General features: G+C 68.3%; 21 protein-coding genes. 8 read left to right on the plus strand and 13 right to left on the minus strand.

Annotation, left to right across the window (positions count from 1 at the left end; translation table 11 throughout):
- The first annotated feature begins 10 nt into the window (after positions 1-10).
- The 4 genes from ACP3TD_RS08990 (at position 11) to ACP3TD_RS09005 (ending at position 3238) form a co-directional block, all read left to right on the plus strand.
- On the plus strand, positions 11-595 hold the full coding sequence (locus ACP3TD_RS08990) for a DUF402 domain-containing protein (RefSeq protein WP_426767177.1): 585 nt from the start codon (positions 11-13) through the stop codon (positions 593-595).
- Positions 592-1152 carry a hypothetical protein gene (locus ACP3TD_RS08995; protein WP_426766893.1) on the plus strand — a complete coding sequence of 187 codons (561 nt, stop codon included), beginning with the start codon at positions 592-594 and terminating at the stop codon, positions 1150-1152. The genes ACP3TD_RS08990 and ACP3TD_RS08995 overlap by 4 nt, the downstream gene beginning before the upstream one ends.
- A gap of 9 nt (positions 1153-1161) precedes the next feature.
- Positions 1162-2139, plus strand: coding sequence for an aldo/keto reductase (locus tag ACP3TD_RS09000; RefSeq protein ID WP_426766895.1), 978 nt, complete (start codon positions 1162-1164; stop codon positions 2137-2139).
- A 73-nt stretch (positions 2140-2212) separates the two neighbouring features.
- Positions 2213-3238 carry a nucleoside hydrolase gene (locus tag ACP3TD_RS09005; protein ID WP_426766897.1) on the plus strand — a complete coding sequence of 342 codons (1026 nt, stop codon included), beginning with the start codon at positions 2213-2215 and terminating at the stop codon, positions 3236-3238.
- A gap of 15 nt (positions 3239-3253) precedes the next feature.
- Here ACP3TD_RS09005 and ACP3TD_RS09010 read toward each other — a convergent pair whose 3' ends face one another.
- Entirely contained in the window at positions 3254-4678 is a 1425-nt protein-coding gene (locus ACP3TD_RS09010; RefSeq protein WP_426766898.1) for a mycothione reductase, read from the minus strand.
- Between the two features lie 244 nt (positions 4679-4922).
- Between ACP3TD_RS09010 and ACP3TD_RS09015 the strand changes: the two genes are divergently transcribed.
- Genes ACP3TD_RS09015 through ACP3TD_RS09025 form a run of 3 tightly spaced genes read left to right on the plus strand, consistent with a single transcriptional unit; the run spans position 4923 to position 8203 of the window.
- Positions 4923-5765, plus strand: a complete 843-nt coding sequence (locus tag ACP3TD_RS09015; protein ID WP_426766899.1) for an ECF transporter S component — start codon at positions 4923-4925, stop codon at positions 5763-5765.
- A 12-nt stretch (positions 5766-5777) separates the two neighbouring features.
- Positions 5778-6527, plus strand: a complete 750-nt coding sequence (locus ACP3TD_RS09020) for an energy-coupling factor transporter transmembrane component T (RefSeq protein ID WP_426766900.1) — start codon at positions 5778-5780, stop codon at positions 6525-6527.
- Complete coding sequence (locus ACP3TD_RS09025) at positions 6524-8203, plus strand: ABC transporter ATP-binding protein (RefSeq protein ID WP_426766901.1); 1680 nt, start codon at positions 6524-6526, stop codon at positions 8201-8203. Before ACP3TD_RS09020 ends, ACP3TD_RS09025 begins: the two co-directional genes overlap by 4 nt.
- A gap of 22 nt (positions 8204-8225) precedes the next feature.
- Here the strand turns inward: ACP3TD_RS09025 and ACP3TD_RS09030 are convergent, their stop codons facing one another.
- The 9 genes from ACP3TD_RS09030 to ACP3TD_RS09070 form a co-directional block, all read right to left on the minus strand.
- The gene (locus tag ACP3TD_RS09030) at positions 8226-10415 is read right to left on the minus strand and encodes a 3-hydroxyacyl-CoA dehydrogenase NAD-binding domain-containing protein (RefSeq protein ID WP_426766903.1); all 2190 of its coding nucleotides are present in this window, start codon (positions 10413-10415) and stop codon (positions 8226-8228) included.
- Positions 10412-11707: a thiolase family protein gene (locus ACP3TD_RS09035; RefSeq protein WP_426766905.1), complete on the minus strand. Its 1296-nt coding sequence runs from the start codon at positions 11705-11707 to the stop codon at positions 10412-10414. Before ACP3TD_RS09035 ends, ACP3TD_RS09030 begins: the two co-directional genes overlap by 4 nt.
- Before the next feature lie 128 nt (positions 11708-11835).
- Entirely contained in the window at positions 11836-13167 is a 1332-nt protein-coding gene (locus tag ACP3TD_RS09040) for an HRDC domain-containing protein (RefSeq protein WP_426766907.1), read from the minus strand.
- A 70-nt stretch (positions 13168-13237) separates the two neighbouring features.
- On the minus strand, positions 13238-13888 hold the full coding sequence (locus tag ACP3TD_RS09045; protein WP_426766909.1) for a DUF3000 domain-containing protein: 651 nt from the start codon (positions 13886-13888) through the stop codon (positions 13238-13240).
- A gap of 55 nt (positions 13889-13943) precedes the next feature.
- Positions 13944-15041: a threonine aldolase family protein gene (locus tag ACP3TD_RS09050; RefSeq protein ID WP_426767179.1), complete on the minus strand. Its 1098-nt coding sequence runs from the start codon at positions 15039-15041 to the stop codon at positions 13944-13946.
- A 74-nt stretch (positions 15042-15115) separates the two neighbouring features.
- A complete protein-coding gene (locus tag ACP3TD_RS09055; protein ID WP_426766911.1) occupies positions 15116-15850 on the minus strand; it encodes an SDR family oxidoreductase in 735 nt (244 codons plus the stop codon).
- Complete coding sequence (locus ACP3TD_RS09060) at positions 15847-17211, minus strand: DUF6421 family protein (protein ID WP_426766913.1); 1365 nt, start codon at positions 17209-17211, stop codon at positions 15847-15849. Before ACP3TD_RS09060 ends, ACP3TD_RS09055 begins: the two co-directional genes overlap by 4 nt.
- A gap of 236 nt (positions 17212-17447) precedes the next feature.
- Positions 17448-17996 (minus strand): peptide-methionine (R)-S-oxide reductase MsrB, encoded by a 549-nt coding sequence (gene msrB / locus ACP3TD_RS09065; protein WP_426766915.1) that lies wholly within the window; start codon positions 17994-17996, stop codon positions 17448-17450.
- 14 nt (positions 17997-18010) lie between these two features.
- Positions 18011-18502 (minus strand): hypothetical protein, encoded by a 492-nt coding sequence (locus tag ACP3TD_RS09070; RefSeq protein WP_426766917.1) that lies wholly within the window; start codon positions 18500-18502, stop codon positions 18011-18013.
- Positions 18503-18639: 137 nt separating this feature from the next.
- On the opposite strand from ACP3TD_RS09070, the gene ACP3TD_RS09075 reads away from it, so the two are divergent.
- Entirely contained in the window at positions 18640-19941 is a 1302-nt protein-coding gene (locus ACP3TD_RS09075; protein ID WP_426766919.1) for an alpha/beta hydrolase family protein, read from the plus strand.
- 17 nt (positions 19942-19958) lie between these two features.
- Here ACP3TD_RS09075 and ybaK read toward each other — a convergent pair whose 3' ends face one another.
- Genes ybaK through ACP3TD_RS09090 form a run of 3 tightly spaced genes read right to left on the minus strand, consistent with a single transcriptional unit; the run spans position 19959 to position 21881 of the window.
- Complete coding sequence (gene ybaK / locus ACP3TD_RS09080; RefSeq protein ID WP_426766921.1) at positions 19959-20453, minus strand: Cys-tRNA(Pro) deacylase; 495 nt, start codon at positions 20451-20453, stop codon at positions 19959-19961.
- A 12-nt stretch (positions 20454-20465) separates the two neighbouring features.
- Positions 20466-20930: a SufE family protein gene (locus ACP3TD_RS09085; RefSeq protein WP_426766923.1), complete on the minus strand. Its 465-nt coding sequence runs from the start codon at positions 20928-20930 to the stop codon at positions 20466-20468.
- 27 nt (positions 20931-20957) lie between these two features.
- The gene (locus ACP3TD_RS09090) at positions 20958-21881 is read right to left on the minus strand and encodes a sulfurtransferase (protein ID WP_426766925.1); all 924 of its coding nucleotides are present in this window, start codon (positions 21879-21881) and stop codon (positions 20958-20960) included.
- Between the last annotated feature and the right edge of the window lie 109 nt (positions 21882-21990).

Below are 21990 nucleotides of genomic sequence, written 5' to 3' on the forward strand. Positions count from 1 at the left end.
GTATCCCGGCATGCTGGGAGACCAGCACGAAACCGGCCACCCCGGGGCAACCAGGACACCGCAGGGACTCGAACCCGGCCAGTTGGTAGTGGCCCGCAACCGCAAGTGGAATGGCAAGGCACACTGGGTGGTGCCCGGCCGCTACCTCGGCGAGGACAGGCACGGCTGGTGGATTTTCCAGGGCACCAACGAGTTCTGTTCCCGGCCCGGCGCTGCGTTCTACACCAGGTCCGACGCCGTCCTCCTGGTCCCGCGCGACGGCGACTGGGTAGCCACCTTCTACGATGATGCCCATCCCGGTGGCGTCCGGATCTACATCGATCTCGCCGTGGCCCATGAGTGGAACCCCATCCGGCCGCACGTTACCGAATTCCACGTCATTGATATGGACCTGGACGTGGTGAGCACAGCGGGCCGCGGCGTCTTCATCGACGACGAGGACGAGTTCGAGGACCACCGCGCCGCCATGAACTACCCCGCAGCACTGGCGGAGTCCCTCGAGGCTTCCGCGGCAGAACTTTTCCAGGCCGTTAAGGCGCAAGAGGCACCGTTCGACGGCACGGACGTCGGCTGGTTTACCAAGGGACGAATATGAGCGACAACATGCGGGTCTACAAACGCGACGACGAAGGCGCCCTCCACTTCCGGGAGGCCTGGTACGACGAAGAGTACGGCCAGTTCGTCATGAATTTCGGTGCCGTGGGGCACCAGAGCAAGACCCAGGAGACAGACGTACCGGATGCTGCCGCCGCAGAAGGGCTGATGGATGCCTTCGCCGCACAGTGCACCGAGGATGGCTACGCCGAGATCCCCGCCGGAGACCAGTTCTGGGTGGTGGCCCAGTTCGCCCTGAAGACCCGTGAAGGCACCGCCCGCGACCACCACCTTGCCCAGAAGGCGTCCGACGCCCTCATCAGCCACCTCGCCTGGCGGGGCCTGGGCACCGTGGACCGCAGCGGGTTCAGCGACTTCAAGCTCAACATCTTTTGCCTCTGCCCGGACGTGAACAAGGCCGTCGCCGCCATCAAGGTATGCGCCCGCAACGAGGACCTCGACTTCACCAAGCTCAGCATCGGTGCTGCCCCCTTCGCTGACCCGGAAAACTTCAAGCTCAAGCACTCCGCCAAACCCGCCAACAGCTTCAGCCTCTAGGAGTTCCCTGTGACAACGTACCGCCGTGTCGGAAAATCAGGCCTGACCGTCTCCACGGTTGGCCTCGGATGCAATAACCTGGGGCGCGCCAACACCGTCACCGAATCCCAGGAAGGCACCGACGCCGTCGTTTCCGCGGCCCTTGATGCCGGCATCACTCTGTTCGACGTGGCGGACAACTACGGCCGCGAGCCCGGACTCAGCGAAACGATGCTGGGCAAGGCGCTCGGCAGCCGCCGGGACGACGTTGTGGTGGCCACGAAGTTCGGAATGGACGCCAAGGGCGTCAACGGTCCGGACTTCGGCGCACGCGGTTCCCGCCGGTACATCGTCCAGTCCGTCGAAGCGTCCCTGCGGCGCCTCGGCACCGACTGGATCGACCTCTACCAGTTCCACACGCCGGATCCGCAGACGCCCATCGACGAAACCCTGTCCGCGCTGGACGACCTTGTCCGCAGCGGGAAGGTCAGGTACATCGGCCACTCCAACCGCGCCGGCTGGCAGATTGCCCAGGCCGAGTACGTGGCGCGCGAACTCGGCGGGGCCCGCTTCATCTCCACCCAGAACCACTACAACCTCCTGGACCGCCGGGCGGAACTGGAGGTCACTCCCGCGGCTGAGGAATTCGGCCTGGGCGTCCTGCCGTACTTCCCGCTGGCCAACGGCCTGCTGACCGGCAAGTACGCGCCGGGCCACGCGCCGGACGGTTCACGGCTCAGCCACACACGCACCAACATGGTGGACGACGCCGACTGGGACCAGTTGGGCAGGTTCAGCCTGTTCGCCAAGGAACGCGGCCTGGGCGAAGTGGAGGTTGCCTTCTCCTGGCTCGCCGCCCAGCCGTCCGTGGCCAGCGTCATCGCCGGCGCCACGAAACCGGAGCAGGTCCGGCAGAACGCGGCCGCTGCCCACTGGCAGCCGTCGGCGGACGACCTCGCGGAACTGGACAGCATCTTCCCGGCCGTGCCCAAGATAGCCCTCTTCTAGGCGCCCGAAAACCGGCACCAGCCAAGCCTGCAGCTGAACCCCAACGACCGAACCACGTACCGGACCCGCAACCATGACCGCATTCCTGCTGGACGTCGACACCGGCATTGACGACGCCCTGGCCCTTGCCTACCTGGCCGCCCTGCCGGACACGGAATTCGTGTCCGTCACGGCAACCCCCGGAAACGTGGACGCGGACCAGGTGGCACGGAATACCCTGGCGCTGCTGGAACTGTGCGGACGCCCTGGCGTTGAGGTGGCGATCGGGGCACGGGTACCGCTGTCCATCCCGTTGGTCACCACCCCGGAAACGCACGGTCCGCAGGGGATCGGCTACGCCGTCCTGCCCGAACCGGACGGGCAGGTCTCGGCGCGGAACGCCGTCGACCTCTGGATCGACCATGCCCGCGCCCGGCCGGGCGAACTCACCGCGCTCATCACTGCCCCCTTGACCAACTTCGCCCTGGCCCTCCGCAAGGAGCCGGACCTGCCCGAGCTGCTGGCCGGCGTCGTGATCATGGGCGGAAGTTTCTATCACCAGGGGAACACCACGCCCACCGCCGAGTGGAACACCCACGTGGATCCGCACGCCGCCAAGGAGGTGTACGCCGCCTACCGCGGCAGGCCCGCCGCGAAACTGCCGGTGGTCTGTTCGCTGGACACCACCGAGCGGATGGAGATGCGGCCTGGCCATGTCCGGCAGCTTGCTGAGGCGGCCGGTGCCTCCGTTCCCGAGCTTGTGCTCCCGGACCAGCCCGAGGGCCGGCGGAGCACCTCTGACAACCGCGTCATCCGGCACCTCTCGGACGCGCTGCGGTTCTACTTCGAGTTCCACAGGCTGTACGACCAGGGCTACATGGCGCACGTCCACGATTTCTTTGCCGCAGGGGTTGCCGCCGGCACCCTCGAGTACAGTGCGCGGCCGGCAACCATCGACGTCGAGACGGACTCACCGCTGCTGATGGGAACAACTGTGGCGGACTACCGGGGACTGTGGGGGAGCGCACCGAATGCCCGGATAGTCTCGGCCAACAACCCGGAGCAGGCGTTCCGGGAACTCATCACGGCCGTCGGCAACCTGGCCGCCCGGTTGGGCTGACGGCCGCCTTCACTCCTAGAGCGGGGCGTCCGCCGGTACGTCGGTGTCCAGGGCCAGCAATGCGTTCTCCACCACTTCCATCAGCGCCGGGTGGATCCAATACGGGCCGCGGGCCAGCACATGGACGGGTGTTCCCTGGTACATGGCCTGCACCAGCGGCTGGATCAGGTTGGACGCTTCGTGGCCCAGGATGTGGGCACCCAGCAGGCGTCCCGTCGAACGCTCGGCAACGAGCTTGACCACCCCCTCCTGGTCCTCCATGGCCCAGCCGTACGCGGTGCTGCCGTACTCCTGCAGGGCGGTGACAACCTCGGATCCGGGCTCAGCTCCAGACCGTGCCTCCTCTTCCGTCAGCCCCACCGAAGCGATCTGCGGATTGGAGAACACGGCGGACGGGACTGCGGTGTAGTCGATGCTGCGGAGCCTGTCCGGGTGCTCAAGATTATGGGCCACCACCCGGGCCTCCCGGTTGGCCACGTGCTTGAGCTGATACGGGTTGGCGGCGTCGCCCAGTGCGTACACGCCCGGCAGGGGTTCGCCTCCGGAGAGGACCTGAAGCCTGGAGTCCACGGCGAGTACTCCGTCGTCGCGCAGGTCAAAGCCCGCAGCCTCGGCGCCCAGCCTGTCGGTGTTGGGAACCCGGCCGGTGGCCATCAGCACGAGGTCCGCCGTCACCCGCAGCTGCTCGCCGCCGCGGCCCGTGAAGACGGCGGTGACGCTGCTATCGCCGTTGTCCTCCACGGACTGGATCGCGAAACCGGTCCTGAGCGTCCAGCGCTCGGCCGCAGCGGCGGCGAAACGCCCCGCGATGTCTGCATCATGGCCGCGGAGCAGGCGTTCGGAGCGGTTCACCTGCGTCACGTCGGAGCCAAGGCCGGCAAAAACGCTTGCGAACTCTGCGGCGATGTATCCCCCGCCAACCACCACCACCCGCCGGGGCAGCCCGTCCACCCGAATCACCGTGTCCGAGGTGTGCACCTGGGGCAGGCCCATGCCGTCAACGTCCGGCACCACCGGCCGCGAACCCGCGGCAACCACTACCTGGTCCGCCGTGATCTCCACCCCGGAGTCCGTCCGCAGGGACCGCGGACCAGTGAAGCGCGCGTGCTCCTCGTACAGGTCAACGTTGTCCAGCTCGTCCGCCCGGTACCGGCGGCCCGATGCTGAGATGGCGTCAATCCGGCCGAAGATCCGGTCCCGGATGCCGTTCCAGTGCACCTTGTCCAGGCTCAGGTCCACGCCCAGCCGACGTGCCTCCGCGGGTGCGGCGGCGAGCCCGGCAGGATAGACGAACATCTTGGTGGGGATGCAGCCCACGTTCAGGCACGTTCCGCCAAACACGCCGCCGTCGATCAGTGCCACCCGCTTGCCGTCCCAGTACGGGGTGATCAGCGAGTTCCCTGATCCGGATCCAATGATGGCGAGTTCGTAGTGGGGCATGCGGCCGACTTTCAGTGGAGGACCCCCTGCCAGGGAGGGCCGATGTTCTTCGGGCGGGCCGGCAGCCCAACTGCCGGTGCCCCTTCCGGCAGTCTAAGGGAGGACACCTGCCGGCACGCCGCAGCGCCGGTAGACTGTTTCCGTCTGCCGGTTCATTCCGGCTCCTGCCGCCGAGGTGACATAGGCGGCGTTCCGTACGGCCCGGTTTTCCGTGCCGTCCGTGCCGCACCCCAAAGGAACCTTCATGTCATCGCCCTCCCTGACGCTGCCGTCCCCGGCGCCCGCTGCCGCCCGCCGGCGCCGGCTCCTGGAAATCCTCGGTGCCCTGGCCATTGCCGGCACCTACATCTTCCTGGTCCTCAACCAGCCCGCGGACATCACCGGCGGACCCGGCAGCGCCTCGGCGCTGATTGCCCTCTCCGGCTTCCTGGTGGGTGCCATCCTGCTGATCGTGGCCGTTCTGCCCAGCCTTCCGGCGTCCACCGTCGTGCTGATTCCAGTGGCCCTGGTCCTGAACATCGTGCTGGGCCAGTTCGTCGGCAGCACGCTGGTGCCCTTCTACCTCGACGCGATCGGTACGGTCCTGATCGCCGTCCTGGCCGGTCCCGCCGCGGGTGCGGCCACCGGTGCACTCAGCAGCATCGTGTGGTCCTTCTTCAATCCCACGGTCCTGCCCTTCGCCGCAGGCGCTGCGCTGATCGGCTGCCTCGCCGGCCTCGCTGCCCGCTACGGCCTGTTCCGCCGTTTCTACCTGGCACCCGTTGCCGGCTTCGCCACCGGCATCATCGGCGGCGTCGTCTCAGCACCGGTGGCCGCCTTCGTCTTCGGCGGCACCTCAGGCGTGGCGACCGGGGCCATCGTCAGCGCCTTCCGGTCCATGGGCGACACCCTGCTGGCCGCCATTACCAAGCAGGCCCTCATTTCCGACCCCATGGACAAGGCCATCGTCTTTACCGTGGTGGCCATCCTGGTGTACGCGCTGCCGCGGCGAACCAGGTTCCAGTTCCCGTTTGTCCGCCGGCACCACGTCCTGGCCGGAAAGGCGCCCGGACAGGCGGCAGGACAGGATTCCACGCCCGCAACCTGAATCCCGTTTCCCATGCGCGTCCACCCGCTGACCGGCCTCGCCGCGGCCGGCAGCACAGCCGTGATCACGACGGCGGCAGGCAGCTGGCCGCTGTCCGTCGCCGTCGTTGCGGGTGCCCTCGCCGTGTCCGCCGCTGGCGGCACGGCCCGCCGGTTACTGCCGGCGGCTGCGGCAGTGCTGGTGCCGCTCACCCTGTCCCTGCTGATGGTGCACGGGCTGGCGTCTCCCGAGGGCCGCACTGTCCTGGCCGAGTGGGGCCCTGCCCGGGTCACGGCCGAAGGACTGGGCTTCGCCCTGCAGCGGGGCGCGCAGGTGTGGGCAGCCGTCCTGGCGCTCCTTGCCTTCTCCTTCAGCGTCAGCGTCCCGGACCTGGTGGCCGCCCTGAATGCCAAGGGAGTCCGCGGACGCTTTGCCTTTGTGCTGGCCTCCACGCTCACCCTGCTGCCGGCCATTGCGGCGCAGGCGCAGCGTATCCGCACCGCCCAGGAAGCCCGCGGGCTGGTGATCCGCCGGGGACTGGTCCACCGGGCCGCTGCGTTCCGCCTGCAGGCTGTACCTCTGGTCCTGGCGCTGGTGGACGATGCCGGTACCCGCGCTGCGGCGCTGGAAGCGCGTGGATTCAGCAGCATCGGACCGCGGACCAGCTACCGCACCGTCCCGGACTCCACCGCCCAGCGCCTTTTGCGTGCTGTGCTGCTGCTCGCAGCGGCTGCCGTCGTCGTCCTGCGCCTGTGGAGCGCAGCAGCAGGGGGGTGGGCGTGACCCTCCCATCCAGTCCGGTCCTGCAGGCCGGCATCCAGAGCTTCACATTCCATGACGGCGGCGGGCCAGTCCTGGAGAGGATCGCCTTCGCCGCCGCGCCGGGTACCCTGACCGCGGTACTGGGTGCGTCCGGCAGCGGAAAGACCACCCTCGGAAGGTTGCTGGCAGGCTGGCTGACGCCGGGAAGCGGCGGAACCCTGGCCGGCTACCTGGAGCTGGCAGGCACGCGGCTGGACTTCGTGAGCGGTATGGCCGGCGGTGACGGAAGAAGTCATCACCGGGTCGAACCGCGCATCGACCCCGCCGCGTGGGGCAGGCAGGTGGGCTTTGTCCCCCAGGATGCGGCAGCGGCACTTTCCACCGTCCGGGCGACGGTCGCCGAAGAACTGGCCTTTGGGCTGGAGAACGCAGGAGTACCCCGCCCGGCCATGGTTGCCGCTGTGGAACGCACGGCAGGCCTCCTGGGGCTCACCGGGCTGCTCGACAGGAGTCCTGCCCGGCTCTCCGGCGGCCAGCTGCGGCGCCTGGCCATTGGCTGCGCCGTCATCTCCGGGCCTGCCGTGCTGGTCATGGACGAGCCGTTCGCCTCGCTGGACGCGGCAGGGGCCCAGGAGCTGGCGGCCCTGGTGCGGCACCTCGTGGGGTCTGGAACCGCCGTCGTGATCCTGAGCCAGGTGATCGACGGGCTCCTGCTCGCAGCGGACCAGTGGCTGGTGCTCGCTAACGGGACTCTGGCGGCCGCCGGCGATCCTGCCAGTCTCGGCCCGGAGTCCGGCCTTGTTCCTGCGGGAATCCGCCGGGTGGGCGGAGCTGCCATAGCCCCCCGGCCGCCGGCCCTGACCACGCAGCCACCCGCCACAGCCGTCCGCCCAGCCTCCACAGGCAAGGCGGAGGTTCCAGCCGCCACAGGCACCACCGCGATTCCGGCCTCACTACGGGACGCTGCCCGCGCCGACACTGCGCTGGAGCTGCGTGACGTTTCCTTCAGCTACGCACCGGAATCCCGCCGGCCCGGCAAGAAAACCCGGTGGCTGACCCGCAGCAGGAACGCCGCCCCGCCACCCCGGCAGCCCCGGGTCCTGGCCGGCATCAACCTGGCGGTGCACCCGGGGGAGATTGTTGCCGTCACGGGGCCCAACGGAGCGGGCAAGTCGACCCTCCTGCGGCACCTGAACGGGCTGCTGCAGCCGACAACGGGTTCCGTGCTGGTGAACTGCAGCGACATCGAGGGGCGTGCGGTGGGGGAGACTGCCGCTGAGGTGGGCCTGCTCTTCCAGCATCCCCGTGACCAGCTGTTCGAACGGACGCTCATGCGCGAGGTCAGCTTTGGCCTGGACCGCCTGGTGGGTACCGCGCAGGCAGAAGAGCGTGCTGCGGCCGCCTTGGCGGCGGTCGGACTCGAAGGTGGCGCCCACGGACACCCGGCCGAGCTGTCAGCGTCCGGCCAGCGGCTCCTTGCACTCGCTACCGTCCTGGCCCGGAGACCCTCGGTCATCGCCCTTGACGAGCCCACCGTGGCACTGGACGGCGACGGCTTGGCCCTGCTGGAAGCAGCTGTCCGCTCCGCGGCCGCGGAGGGGGCCGCCGTCGTGCTGGTCACCCATGATCTGGACTATGCACGGACGGCGGCCCACCGCCTGGTGGCCCTCGACGGCGGCCGGCTCGCCGAGTGCTGAGCGGCGGCCGGCTGCGGCAGACTTAGTTGGAGGCCGGGCCCGCGGCCGGAGCCGAGGCCACGCCTGACGCCACGCCCGGCGGGAGGAACCGCTTGCCGTTGACCCGTTCGGAGGCACCCACCCGGTCCAGGTACGGTGTGATGCCGCCGAGGAACATGGGCCATCCGGCGCCCAGGATCATGCAGAGGTCGATGTCCTCCGGCCCCGCCACCACGCCTTCGTCCAGCATGAGGCCGATTTCTTCGGCCAGGGCGTCCTGCGTGCGCCGCAGCACGTGGCCGGCAGTGGAGGGGCTGGTACCGAAAGACATCAGCGACAGGGTGGAGTCCGGGATGGAAACCGAACCGTCCGGCCCGGTTTCCCAGAGGCCCTTCACCCCGTTGTCGATCAGCTTGTGCAGGTTGGCGGAGACCGGGAACCGGTCGCCGAAGGCACTGTTCAGCGACTCCTGCACGTGCTGGGCCACCGGCAGGCCCACCATGGCCAGCAGCGTGAAGGGGGACATCGGCAGGCCCATCGGTTTCAGGGCACTGTCCGCCACGTCGGCCGGTGTCCCTTCATCGAAGGCGGCCGTCACCTCGCCCATCAGGCGCAGCAGGATCCTGTTGACCACGAAGGCCGCAGCGTCCTTGACCAGGACGCCGGTCTTCTTCAGCGTCTTTGCGAGTTCGAAGGCGGTGGCCAGGACGGCGTCATCGGTCCGCGGGGCGCGGACGATCTCCAGCAGCGGCATCACGGCAACCGGGTTGAAGAAGTGGAACCCCACCAGCCGTTCCGGGTGCTGCAGGTCCTCGGCCATAGCCGTCACCGAGAGCGACGACGTGTTGGTGGCCAGGATGCAGTCTTCCGAAACGACGGCCTCCAACTCCGCGAGCACCTGCTTCTTGACGCCGAGTTCCTCAAAGACCGCTTCGATCACGAAATCAGCGTCTGCAAAGGCTTCCTTGGACACTGAACCGGACACCAGCGCCTTGGTGCGGTTGGCAGCGTCTGCGCTGATCCGCTTCTTCGCCAGCAGTTTGTCCACCTCGCCGTGGACGTAGCTGACGCCCTTGTCCACCCGGGCCTGGTCAATGTCGGTCAGTACCACCGGCACCTTCAGCTGGCGGGCAAAGAGCAGCGCCAGCTGGCCGGCCATCAGGCCGGCCCCCACCACTCCGACTTTGGTGACGGGGCGGGCGAGTTTGCGGTCGGGGGCACCGGCGGGACGCTTGGATCGTTTCTGGACGAGGTCCAGGAAGGCGTACACGGTGGCGCGGAACTCATCCGTTTGCATCAGCCCGGCCAGTGTCTCGCATTCGAGTGCTGCCGATTCAGCCTGGCTCATGGTGCGGTTGGCTTCCATCAGGTCCAGGACCTTGGCCGGGGCGGGCGCCGCGTTCGACGTCTTGGACTCCACGAACTTCCGGCCCGCCGCCACCGCGGCGGCCCAGCGTCCGGCGGTATCCGGGTGGGAGGGGTCCACGGCGTTGGCGCGTTCCGGAACCAGCCCGCCGGAGATGACTTTCGCCGCCCACGCAAGGGACTGCTCCAGGAAGTCGGCGGGTTCGAACAGGGCATCAGCGATGCCAAGGTCGAAGGCCTGCGGGCCGCTGAGGGCCCGGTTGTTGCTGAGCGGGTTCTCGATCATCACCTTGACGGCGTTCTCGGGCCCGATCAGCCGGGGGAGCAAATAGACACCGCCCCAGCCCGGGACCAGCCCCAGGAGGGCTTCGGGGAGGGCCAGGGCACCGGCGCCGGTGGACACGGTGCGGTAGGTGGACTGCAGTGCGATTTCCAGTCCGCCGCCCAGGGCGGTGCCGTTGATGAAAGCGAAGCTGGGAACGCCCAGGTTGGCCAGCGTTGCATACACATCGTGGCCCAGTTGGGCCATGTGGAGTCCCTGCTCGCGCTCTTCCAGCGATTTCACGGCGGAGAGGTCGGCTCCGGCCACGAGGTAATAGGGCTTGCCGGTAACCCCGACGCCCGCGATCTCACCGCGGGCGGCCCGGTCCCGCAAGCCTTCCAGCACCGTACCGAGTTCCACTAGGGTGTTGGGACCCAGCGTGGTGGGCTTGCTGTGGTCCAGTCCATTGTCGAGCGTGACCAAGGCAAACGTTCCGGGGCTTTCCTTGCCGGGGGCAGCGGGAAGCGGAATGTCCTGCACGTAGGAATGTGTCACTGTTTCCTTGGGGAACAGGCTGGCGAATCCGGTGAAATCTGCGGCGCTCATGCTGTGGCTCCTTCGGTCTGGACTGCTGCCGGGGCGGTGGTTGCTGTTCCTGTGGTGCCGGTGGCGCCACTGTAATCGGCGTGGTGCGGGTTTTCCCAGATGACTGTGCCACCCATGCCGAGTCCCACGCACATGGCGGTGATGCCGTAGCGCACTGACGGGTCCTCTTCGAACTGCCGGGCCAGCTGGGTCATCAGCCGGACGCCGGAGGAGGCGAGGGGGTGGCCCACGGCAATCGCGCCGCCGTAGCGGTTGACCCGGGGGTCGTCGTCGGAAATGCCGAAGTGGTCCAGGAAGCTTAGGACCTGGACGGCGAACGCCTCGTTGATCTCGAAGAGGCCGATATCTCCAATGGTGAGGCCCGCGTTCTGCAGTGCCTTTTCGGTGGCCGGGACCGGCCCGATGCCCATGACTTCGGGCTCCACGCCGGCGTACGCGTAGCTGACCAGCCGCATCTTCACCGGCAAGCCAAGCTCAGCTGCCGCTTCGCCCGAGGCCAGGACGGCGGCGGTGGCTCCGTCATTGAGGCCCGCCGAATTGCCGGCGGTAACGCGGCCGTGCGCGCGGAAGGGGGTGCGGAGTCCGGCGAGGTCGGTAACAGTGGTCCCCGGGCGCGGCGGTTCGTCCACGCTGTGCACGGTCCAGCCCTGACCCGGTTTCCGGCCGGCCACCGGCACCAGGTCGGGCTGGATCCGGCCCTCGCGGTAGGCTGCGGCCAGCTTGTCCTGGGATGCGACGGCGTAGGCGTCGCTGCGCTCCTTGGTGATGGCGGGGAAGCGGTCGTGCAGGTTCTCGGCGGTGTTGCCCATGTTCAGGGCGGCGGGGTCCACCAGCCGTTCGGACATGAACCGGGGGTTCGGATCGGCGCCGGAGCCCATGGGATGGTTGCCCATGTGCTCCACTCCGCCGGCGATGACGACGTCGTACGCGCCGAAACCGATGCCGCCGGCCGTGGACGTTACGGCGGTCATGGCACCGGCACACATGCGGTCCACCGCGAAGCCCGGAACGGTGCGGGGCAGTCCGGCCAGCAGCGCAGCGGTCCTGCCCAGGGTGAGGCCCTGGTCGCCGGTCTGGGTGGTGGCGGCGATGGCCACCTCATCCACCCGTTCCGGCGGCAGCGACGGGTTCCTGCGCAGCAGCTCGCGGATGCACTTCACGATCAGGTCGTCGGCGCGGGTACCGGCATGGATCCCCTTCTCACCGGCCCGGCCGAAGGGCGTGCGAAGGCCGTCAACAAAGACGACGTCGCGGACAGTGCGCCGGGTGGCGCCGCTTCCGGTGTGGCTCACGTGTAACTCCTCATCGAGACGTAGGCGCCGCGCACATGCCGGAGGATGGCAAGGTGTGCGGCAGTACGTCCGATGTTACTCGCGAGTAACTTAGGCTGCAAGGCCGGTATGGGAGGGGCGCCGGAAGGCTAGTTGCCCGCGGTGACCGCTGCTTTCGGCTCTTTGGGCGGAAGCGGCTGTGGGTCCAGGAAGGCGCGGGTAATGAGCGGTGCAGTGAGCTCCACCTGCCACTCGCGCGCACCGAGTCCGCGCAGCTCCGCGGCCACTGATTCCTCGCTGATCGCGGCCGGCGGGCGCCAGGCAACGCGGCGAAGGTAGTCGGGCGTGAGCAGGTTCTCCACCGGGAGGTTCAGCTGGTCGGCGCGCTCCTGCAGGAGCGGCCTGGCCGTGGCGAGGCTCGCGGCAGCCTCGGGGTCGCGTTCGGCCCAGACCCTGGGCGGAGGCGGGGCGTTGGTGGCCAGGTGCAGCGGGGGAAGATCGTCCAGGTCCCGGGCGGCGGCGATGCAACGGAGCCAACGCGGCGCCTCACGCTGCGCCGCCCGGCCATGGAAGCCCTTGGTCCCCAGGAGCTGGGGAACCGTGGACGGCATGGCCTTGGCGGCGGACACCAGCGCGGAGTCCGGGATCAGCCGGCCCGGTGCGACATCGCGCTTGCGGGCCAGCGCGTCGCGTTCCAGCCACAGTTCCCTGACGGCGGCCAGCTGGCGCCGGTCCCTGATCTGGTGCAGGCCGGAGGTCTTCCGCCACGGGTCCAGCCGCGGCGGCGCAATGCCCGCCGCCAGGATCGCGGCAAACTCCTGCTCGGCATACTCCAGCTTGCCGTCGGCCTGGAGCAGTTCCACCAGCTCTTCCCGCAGCTCGCTGAGCACTTCGACGTCCAGTGCTGCGTAGCGCAGCCATGGTTCCGGGAGGGGGCGGGTGGACCAGTCGGCGGCGGAGTGTTCCTTGGCCAGGCCGAAGCCGAGAAGCTGTTCGATGACGGCGGCAAGGCCCACGCGGGGAAGGCCTGCCAGCCGGGCGGCGAGTTCCGTGTCAAAGAGCTTGTCCGGCCACATGCCCAGCTCTGAGAGGCACGGAAGGTCCTGGGTTGCGGCGTGCAGGATCCACTCGACGCCGCGAAGGGCGTCGTTAATGATGGCGAGGTCATCGAAAGGCTCGGGATCGATCAGCCAGGTGCCGGCGCCTTCGCGGCGGATCTGCACGAGGAAGGCCCGCTGGCCGTAGCGGAACCCGGAGGCCCGTTCTGCGTCCACCCCTGCGGGTCCGGTTCCTGCGGCGATGGCGGCTGCGCAGCGTTCCAGTCCGGCCTGGGTCTCGATGACCAGGGGCACGCCCTCACGGGGGGCGTCGAGTTCGATGATTTCGGGGATGGGGCTGTCAAAGCCCTCCACGGTGATATGGGGTGCGGTATCAGCAGCCGGAGCGCCGGCCGTGGTGTTTTCCGGGTTGTTAGGGGTCATGATGCCCCCAGTTTACCGGTCCTGCGCGCCGAAGGTCCGCTGGCAGGCTCCCGGCAGGGCTGCATGGGAGTCAGTTCCGGCGCCGCTGCGGCAGGGGCGTGACGCCGTCGGGCAGGGGCGGGAGTCCCGCGAAGGTGCACACCATGTCGGACCAGGCTTCGAGGTGTGCCGTGACATCCGGCGTGGCGGGGGTCCAGGATGCCCGCAGTTCGATATCAATGGTGCCGGGCCTTTCGGAGAGGGTCCCGAAGCTTTCCGACAGCACCCGTGTGGCGGTCCCGCCGGCGGCCCGGTAGGGAGCATTGTGGTTTTCCAGTGCCTCCACCAGCCAGGTCCAGGCCACCGTTCCGAGCATCTCGTCGTTGCCCATGTCCGGTTCCAGCTCCGCACGGATATAGGTGACGATCCTGAATTCCCCGTCCCACACTGCCGAGCCTTCGGGATCGTGCAGCAGGATGAAGCGCCCGGTGGCGAGCTCAGTGTCGCTGTCCTCCCCGGTCCCGGCGGCGGCCAGGGCCATTGCGGCCGGTCCGTGCAGGGGAGGTGCTGCGGTTCCGGCGCCCTGGGCCATGACTTCCGCGCCCAGGGCGACGGCGAAGGGCGCCAGGCGGGCCGGCGCGGGGATTTCCGCGAGGTGGAGTTCCTTGCGGCACCGGGCTTTCCTGAGGGTTCCCAGAGCGTGGAGGAAATCCGGGGGAACCTGGTCAAGTGCGTTCACCATGGCAGATTACGCAACCCTTCAGCGCTGGCCGGGGAGGCTCGCCGTCATGTGCGCCTCAGCCGGCCTGCCCGCCGTCGTAGTCGCGCAGTTCGTGGCGGATGGCCGCGATGAACGAATCCACGTCCTCTTCGGTGGTGTCGAACGAGCACATCCAGCGCACTTCCCGGGCGGCTTCGTCCCAGTCGTAGAACCGGAAGGATGCACGGAGCCGGTCCGCCACTCCCTCGGGCAGCACGGCAAACACCCCGTTGGACTCCGTCTTCTGGGTGGGCCGGACGCCGTCGATGGTGTCCACGGCAGCGCGGAGCCTGGAAGCCATCGCGTTCGCATGGGAGGCCGAGCGCAGCCAGAGGCCACCTTCGAGCAGGGCAATAAACTGGGCGGACATGAAGCGCATCTTGGATGCCAGCTGCATGTTCATCTTGCGCAGGTACACCAGGCCGTGGGCGGCTTCGGGGTTCAGGGCCACCACAACCTCGCCGAACAGCAGACCGTTCTTGGTGCCGCCGAAGGACAGGATGTCGACGCCGGCGTCCCTGGTGAAGGCCCGCAACGGCACCTGCAGGTGGGCTGCGGCGTTCGCCAGCCGGGCACCGTCCATGTGCAGCTTCATGCCCTTCGCGTGAACATGGTCGGCGATGGCGCGCACTTCCTCCGGCGTGTAACAGGTGCCCAGCTCGGTGGTCTGGGTGATGGACACGGCCAGCGGCTGTGCGCGGTGCTCGTCACCCCAGCCCCACGCTTCCCTGTCGATCAGCTCCGCAGTCAGCTTCCCGTCCGGGGTGGGGACCTGCAGCAGCTTCATGCCTCCGATGCGTTCCGGTGCCCCGTTTTCGTCCATGTTGATGTGGGCGGTGGAGGCGCACACCACGGCTCCCCAGCGGGGGAGCAGGGACTGCAGTGAGAGGACGTTCGCCCCGGTTCCGTTGAACACGGGGAAGCATTCGATGCCGGGCCCGAAGTGCTCCTCCATGACCTCGTGCAGCCGGGAGGTGTAGTCGTCCTCGCCGTAGGACACCTGGTGGCCTTCATTGGCGGCGGCAAGCGCCGCAAGGATCTCCGGGTGGACGCCGGAGTAGTTGTCCGAGGCGAAGCCCCGCACGTTGGGGTCGTGCAGCCGAAGGGCCGCGCCGGTCTCTGCTGTGGTTGTCATGCCTTTGCTCACATTCCCAGTCTATGTATGGCTTGCGGCGGTGGGGTGCCCCTGTGCGGAGGGGCGCTGCCGGGTCACGGAGCCAGCCGGACCCGGGTGCCGTTCAGATCGGCCGCCGGGGCGTCGAACAGCCCCACCACCGCGTTCGCGAGTTCGGCCACGTCCGTGGCTCCCGGGAACGTCCGCTCCGGGTGGCTGCGGCGCAGTCCGTCGTCCACGAGGGCCTTCACAACGAGGACGACGGCGGCAGCCTGCCCGCCGCCGTCGGCCCCGGCTGCGCGGCGGAACCCGTCCGCCACGGCCATGGTCCACGCCTCGGCGGCAGCCTTGGCGGCCACGTAGCTGGCCACGCTGGCCGCCGGCCTTTCCACGGCAGTGGAGGAGATCATGGCGAACCTGCCGTGCGGGGAGGAGGCAATGTCGTCAAAAAACACCCGGGTGATGTTGCGCAGCGTCGTGACGGCGCCCCGCTCGAGGAAATCCCAGTCCTCGTCGGATTGGTCGGGGATTCCCTGCGCACCCCGCCATCCGCCCACCAGGTGGATGACGGCGTCGACGGCCCCGGCCTGGAGCGCGACGTCGTCGCGGAGCTGCCTGACGTCGTCGAGCCTGGCGAGGTCGCACGTGAGGGGCGTGACGCCGTCGCCCGCCTGTTCCGCTGCAGCCTCGATCCGCTGCTGGTCGGAACCCACCGTGAGGACCCGGTGCCCGGCCGCGCGTAGGGCGCCGGCCACTGCCACGCCCGAGGCTCCGCTGCCGCCTGTGACGAGGACGGTGAGGGCCGGAAGCGTGCCGGAGGTTTCCCTCACAGCGCCGAGCTGCCGGTGATGCCTGCGGTGGACTCGATCACAGGGCGCATCTTCTTCTCCAATGCCTCATAGAACATGGACAGCGGGAATTCATCGTCCAGCACCTGGTCGGTCAGGCCCCGCGGGGCACCGGACAGGGGGAGGGCGTCCGGGCCCTTAGCCCACACGGACGCCGGGTTGGGCGTGACGGTGCCGGAGATGAGGCCGTAGGCTGCCAGCCAATGGGCTGTCTTGGGCCGGTCAATGGAGCGCCAGTAGAGGTCGTCAATCCGTGCCCCGAGTGCCATGACGGCGTCCGGCACCCCGTCCCAGTCAATGGTGAGGCGGGTATCGGTCCAATGCAGGACGTGCTGCTGGTGCAGCCATGCGAACAGCAGCTGGCCGCCCAGGCCGTCGTAGTTGCGGACGCGGCTGCCGGTGATGGCGAAGCGGAAGATCCGGTCGAAGATCACGGCGTACTGCACCAGTTTGGCGTGCCGGCGGGCTTCGGGATCGGCGTCGTCGTCCTTCTCAATGCGCACGGATTCGCGGAAGGCTGTGAGGTCGCAGCGGAGTTCTTCCAGTGAGTACAGGAAGAAGGGCATGCGCTGCTTGATCATGAACGGATCGAAGGGCAGGTCGCCGCGCATATGGGTCCGGTCGTGGATCAGGTCCCACATGACGAAGGTGGCCTCGGTCAGGTCCTGGTCGGCCAGCATCTCAGCGGCGCCCTCGGGCAGTTCCAGGCGGGTGGTTTCCGCAGCGGCTTTGAGTACGCGCCGGAAGCGTGCCGCTTCGCGGTCGGCAAAGATGGCACCCCAGGTGAACTTGGGGGTGGTGCTGACGCCTACGGTTTCCGGGAAGAGGACCGCTGAATTGGTGTCGTAGCCTGCGGTGAAGTCGACGAACCGGATGGGGACAAACAGTTTGTTGGAGTAGTCGCCTGCCTCCAGGCCGGCGATGAACTCGGGCCAGATGACCTCGATCAGGACGGCCTCCACCAGCCGGCTGCTGCTGCCGTTCTGGGTGTACATGGGGAAGACCACCAGGTGCTGGAGGCCGTCCTGCCGCTGTTCCTGGGGCTGGAAGGACAGGAGTGAGGAGAGGAAGTCCGGAACTGCGAACCCGCCGGCCACCCAGGCCATGAAGTCGGTGCAGACCGCGTCCAGGTAGGCGGCGTCGTGCGGGAAGGCCGGGGCAAGGGCCCGGACGGCATCCACAATGCTGTCAACGTGCAGTGCCGCCGTGGTGTGGCTGGCCGCATCCGGCACGGAGCCATCGGGGGCCTGCAGGCCCTGGAGGGCTGACGCTGCGGTCCGAAGGCGGATCCAGTCCTGGTTGTCCGCGGAGATCCGGGGGACGGCGGTGAGGGTTTCAGTCATCGTCGCTGCCTTTCTGTGCGTAGCTTGCTTCTCTCTTTGGAGCGTAGCAAGCAGCAAGCAGAACTAATCTGAAAAGCCATTGAGACTAAGAAAGACTATTCCTCAGCTCTGTGGCCTGCCCGTTGAGCCCGCCCTGCGCTGGGGGATCGTGGCTCTGGGCGCGCCCTGTGAGCGGACCGGCGGGCGGACCCGGGAGAGCTGACTGCCGCACCCGCCCGCCGGCACTGGCTGCTGAATCAGCCCGCCGTTGTACCGTCCGTCGGCACGGTGCCCTCCGCCGCCTCTGCCCCGTTCTTCGGGACGAGTCGCAGCGACACAGAGTTGATGCAGTAGCGCTGGTCTGTAGGAGTGCCGTAGCCTTCGCCGTCGAACACGTGGCCCAGGTGTGAATCGCAGGCGCCGCAGCGGACCTCCACGCGGTCCATCCCCATGGTCCGGTCGTGGATGTAGCGGACCGTGCCCTCGGCCAGCGGGGCCCAGAACGACGGCCAGCCGCAGTGCGAATCGAACTTCTCGTTGCTGGTGAACAGTTCGGTCCCGCAGGCCCGGCACTGGTACACGCCCGCAGTGTGTGTGTCCCAGTACTCGCCGGTGTACGGGCGCTCGGTGCCCGCCTGCCGGAGGACGCGGTACTCCTCGGGCGTCAGTTCCTCGCGCCACTGTGCGTCGGACTTCTGCACGGCGGCCCCGCCGTCCTCCCCGCCGGTGCCGTGGGAATCGGCTGCCGGGTCCGCGACAGCGTGGGTGGCCTTGTTCCCGAAAATGTTGTTTCCGAAGATACTCATGTTGTGGTCAACGCCTAGGAGTCGCCGATAAATCCCGATCCTGCGTACAGGTGCAGGACGGGGATGCCGAGCTGGTCCTGGGCCTTGTTTGCCCAGTCGGTGTGGAAGGTGTCGGACACCGCGTGCGGCCGGGTGATCACCACTGCCTGCGTGGCGCCGGTGTCCCTGACCCTGGCAACCAGTCCGTTGACGGCACCGCCGTCCACCACCTCGCCCTCCACTCCGGCGCCCAGTCCTTCCAGGGCGGCAAGTGAGGCTGACAGGGTCTCCGTGGCGTGGGCGCGTTCCTCAGCGGGGTCCGGCGCGCGGGAGGTCAGTTCGCGGAAGGCCGCGGCAATTTCCAGGAGGGAGAGGTGTTCGAGGAAATCCACCAGCAGGTGCCGTTCGGTATTGGCCGGCACAAGGACCAGCAGCCGGGAGTCTGCTCCCTCCACCAGGCGTTCGATGTTCAGGCGGTCGTCCGCCCCCAGTGGCTCTTCGGTCAGGATGACGATGGGTTCGCTCATGGCCTTAGCCTAGCCCTGTGCGTGGGGCGCCGCACTTACCTGTACGCAGGCCTGTCACGGTGTACGGGGCGCCGGTCCACACAGGACCCGCCGGCCCCGAATGCGGTGATCCTGCCGCTGACGGTAAGAATAGGAGCATGGCTTCTTATCTGCGGACGCGCCCGGAGCACACTGCCCACACCCCGGAAACAGCGGGCATGTCGCTGGGGACCCGATGGGCTATCGCCGGTGCCATCGCGGGTAGTTCGCTGACCGGGCTGCTGGCTGCGGGTTCGTCAGCGCTCGCCGTATATTTCGCCCGCCGCGTCATTACGCCTGCACGGCAGCGGACGTCAGACCAGGAGGTCCTTGCCGTCATCCGCGACGGGCAAAAGCAGCAGGTGATCCTGGCCGCCACGGACGACACCACGGTAGACGGCCGGTACGGCTTCTATTTCGACGGCGGCAGGGGGCACGCCAGGATCGGCCGCATCGTCTCCTATTCGCCCGCGGAACGGACGGTACTGCGCGACGTCGAAGCTGTCTACGCCGGAGACCTTTCTGCCGCCCGCTGGGGCTGGTGGAGCGGCGCTCTCTACCCTGACCCTGCCGCCGTCGGCTATGCCGCCGAGGACGTGGCCATTCCCGTGGAGCGCGGCGAGGCGCCGGCCTGGCTGGTCCGCGCCGGCGGGACCGCGCGGACGTGGGCGCTCATGGTCCACGGGCGCGGCGCCAGCCGGCAGGAAGCGCTGCGGGCGGTGGGTCCGGCGCTGGAGCTGGGGTTGACCAGCCTGCTGTTGTCCTACCGCAATGACGGCCTGGCGCCTTCGGCGGACGATGGCCGGTATGGACTGGGGTCCACGGAATGGCAGGACATTGAGGCGGCCATCGGATACGCACTGGACAACGGCGCCGAGGAGGTTGTTCTCTTTGGCTGGTCCATGGGCGGGGCCATCTGCCTGCAGGCAGCGGACCTGTCCCGGTACCGGCACCTGATCCGGGCCATGGTCCTGGACGCCCCGGTTATCGACTGGGTCAACGTCCTGGCCCACCACGCGCAGCTGAACAGGATACCCTCGCTGGTGGGCCGGTACGGGCAGCTCATGCTGGGGCATCCGCTGGGGCGCAGGCTGACTGGCCTGTCCGCGCCGGTGGACCTCAAGGCCATGGACTGGGTATCACGCGCCGTTGAACTCCGGACCCCCACACTGATCCTGCACAGCGTCGACGACGAGTACGTGCCCTACAAGCCGTCCGCGCTGCTGGCCGAGCGGAACCCTGAAATGGTGACCTTCGAAGCCTTCAACCACGCACGGCACACCAAGGAATGGAACGTGGACCCCGAGCGCTGGGAGCGGCTGGTGAAGGCGTGGCTGCGGCAACGGCTCGCGCCGCGCCTCAACCCGGGCACCCGGCCGGAAGACCGGCCGGAGGACCTGCCGGGAGACCAGCCGGGCTGATCAGACCCGCCGGGCAGCTAGGCCTTGCTGCCGATCGGTGCGGTGACTGCGTTGGTAAGCCGGACAAGGTCCAGCGGTGCGAGTTCGATATCAAGGCCGCGCCGGCCGCCGGAGATGAGCATAGTGTCCAGCTCCAGAGCAGAGGAATCGAGCACTGTGGGGGAGGGGAGCCGTTGGCCAAGCGGTGAGATACCGCCCAGCACGTAGCCGGTCCGGCGCTGCGCGGCTGCCGGATCTGCCATGGCGGCCTTCTTTGCCCCCATCGCCGCAGCGAAGGCTTTCAAGTCCAGGGTCCCGCTGACGGGGACGATGCCCACGGCCAGCCTGCCTTCAACCTCCACCATCAGGGTCTTGAATACCCGTGCCGGATCGATCCCCAGGACTGCGGCCGCTTCCGCTCCGTAGCTGGCCGCGGCCGGATCATGTGAATAGGGGTGCAGCACGAAGGGAACCCCGGCGGCGGCGAGTGCCGCCGTGGCCGGGGTTCCCTGTGCAGTGCTTTTGCGTGCCACGCGTCCGTGGCGTCAGGCGCGGACGCCGGACGCTGCAGCTACCTTGCGCTTGATCCTGCCCAGCATCGCCGTCATGCCCCTCATCCGGAGCGGGGTGATGGCCCGGGTGAGGCCCAGCAGTTCGGGCATGTCATCCGGTACTGAAAGGATTTCCGCCGCCGAGAGCCCATCCAGGCCTTCGTGCAGCACTCCGGCGAAGCCACGCGTGGTGGGCGCTTCGGCGGGGGCCTTGAAAAACAGCCGGACGGCGGTGCCAGGACCGTCGCTGCCGTCCTGTTCCGTTTCGATGGTCAGGAACAGCGGCGACTGGCACTCCACTACCTGCTCCAGGAGCTCGGGGTGGTTGGTGAGCCGTTCGGGAAGTTCCGGAAGCCCCTCCGAGAATTCGAGCAGCAGCTGCAGCCGCTCGGGCTCGGACAGGGCCTGGAAGTCGTCCACAATCGCCGCGAGGGCGGAAGGCAAGGCTTGAGTAGTCATCATGGCCAGTTTACGCGGGAGCCTTAGTCAGACTCCAACGGTGACGGGGAAGGAGCCGCGCTCGGCGCCCTTGACGATGGGGACGCGGACGGCGTTGCCCCACTCGGTCCAGGAGCCGTCGTAGTTACGGACGGACTCGAAGCCCAGCAGGAACTTCAGTGCAAACCAGGTGTGGCTGGAACGCTCGCCGATGCGGCAGTAGGCCACCACGTCGTCACCCGCGGCAAGGCCGGCCTCGCCGAGGTAGATGGCGTCAAGTTCTTCCCGGTTGCGGAACGTGCCGTCTTCGGCCGCTGCGCGGGCCCACGGCACGGAGGCAGCAGTGGGGATGTGGCCGCCGCGCAGTGCACCCTCTTCCGGGTAGGCCGGCATGTGGGTGCGCTGGCCGGTGTACTCCTCGGCGGAGCGGACGTCAATCAGGGGCTTGCCCAGGTGGGCCAGTACGTCGTCCTTGAAGGCGCGGATGGGGGCGTCGTCGCGCTCCACCACGGGGTAGTTGCCCGGGGCGGGCGCAGGCTTGTCCTTGGTCAGTTCCCGGCCTTCGGCGATCCACTTGTCCCGGCCGCCGTCGAGCAGGCGCACGTCCTGGTGGCCGAAAAGGGTGAAGACCCACAGGGCGTAAGCTGCCCACCAGTTGGACTTGTCGCCGTAAATCACCACGGTGCTGTCGCGGGAGATGCCCTTCGAGGCGGCCAGCTCAGCGAAGGCTGCGCCGTCAACGTAGTCGCGGGTGACGTCGTCGTTCAGGTCGGTGTGCCAGTCGATCTTCACTGCGCCGGGGATGTGGCCGGTCTCGTAGAGCAGCACGTCCTCGTCCGATTCCACGACAACCAGCTCACCGTTGGCAACGGCGCCACTCTCCAGGGCGGAGGCGAGCCACTCGGTGGAAACCAGCCGCTCCGGGTGGGCGTAGGCGGCGAACTTTTCATTCTGTTCAACGGGGTAGGGCATGGTGTTGGCCTTTCATCGAGGACACGGGAGGGCCGCGCAGTGCGCTAAACGGCTCCTGCATGGGGACCTTTCCCCACACTATCCAGCGGCAGATGCGTTGTCCGTATTC

The sequence above is a fragment of the Pseudarthrobacter sp. 1G09 genome (assembly GCF_050038305.1).
GTDB classification, from domain to species: Bacteria; Actinomycetota; Actinomycetes; order Actinomycetales; family Micrococcaceae; genus Arthrobacter; species Arthrobacter equi.

Bases quoted from the DNA above. Each gene is read 5' to 3' on its own strand.
- ACP3TD_RS09045 (WP_426766909.1), bottom strand. From the start codon at position 13,888: ATGGTGAACGCACTTGACCAGGTTCCCCCGGATTTCCTCCACGCTCTG.
- ACP3TD_RS09005 (WP_426766897.1), top strand. From the start codon at position 2,213: ATGACCGCATTCCTGCTGGACGTCGACACCGGCATTGACGACGCCCTG.
- ACP3TD_RS09040 (WP_426766907.1), bottom strand. From the start codon at position 13,167: ATGACCCCTAACAACCCGGAAAACACCACGGCCGGCGCTCCGGCTGCT.
- ACP3TD_RS09010 (WP_426766898.1), bottom strand. From the start codon at position 4,678: ATGCCCCACTACGAACTCGCCATCATTGGATCCGGATCAGGGAACTCG.
- ACP3TD_RS08990 (WP_426767177.1), top strand. From the start codon at position 11: ATGCTGGGAGACCAGCACGAAACCGGCCACCCCGGGGCAACCAGGACA.
- ACP3TD_RS09075 (WP_426766919.1), top strand. From the start codon at position 18,640: ATGGCTTCTTATCTGCGGACGCGCCCGGAGCACACTGCCCACACCCCG.
- ACP3TD_RS09060 (WP_426766913.1), bottom strand. From the start codon at position 17,211: ATGACTGAAACCCTCACCGCCGTCCCCCGGATCTCCGCGGACAACCAG.
- ACP3TD_RS09020 (WP_426766900.1), top strand. From the start codon at position 5,778: ATGCGCGTCCACCCGCTGACCGGCCTCGCCGCGGCCGGCAGCACAGCC.
- ACP3TD_RS09030 (WP_426766903.1), bottom strand. From the start codon at position 10,415: ATGAGCGCCGCAGATTTCACCGGATTCGCCAGCCTGTTCCCCAAGGAA.
- ACP3TD_RS09085 (WP_426766923.1), bottom strand. From the start codon at position 20,930: ATGACTACTCAAGCCTTGCCTTCCGCCCTCGCGGCGATTGTGGACGAC.
- msrB (WP_426766915.1), bottom strand. From the start codon at position 17,996: ATGAGTATCTTCGGAAACAACATTTTCGGGAACAAGGCCACCCACGCT.
- ACP3TD_RS09090 (WP_426766925.1), bottom strand. From the start codon at position 21,881: ATGCCCTACCCCGTTGAACAGAATGAAAAGTTCGCCGCCTACGCCCAC.
- ACP3TD_RS09015 (WP_426766899.1), top strand. From the start codon at position 4,923: ATGTCATCGCCCTCCCTGACGCTGCCGTCCCCGGCGCCCGCTGCCGCC.
- ACP3TD_RS09070 (WP_426766917.1), bottom strand. From the start codon at position 18,502: ATGAGCGAACCCATCGTCATCCTGACCGAAGAGCCACTGGGGGCGGAC.
- ACP3TD_RS08995 (WP_426766893.1), top strand. From the start codon at position 592: ATGAGCGACAACATGCGGGTCTACAAACGCGACGACGAAGGCGCCCTC.
- ACP3TD_RS09050 (WP_426767179.1), bottom strand. From the start codon at position 15,041: ATGACAACCACAGCAGAGACCGGCGCGGCCCTTCGGCTGCACGACCCC.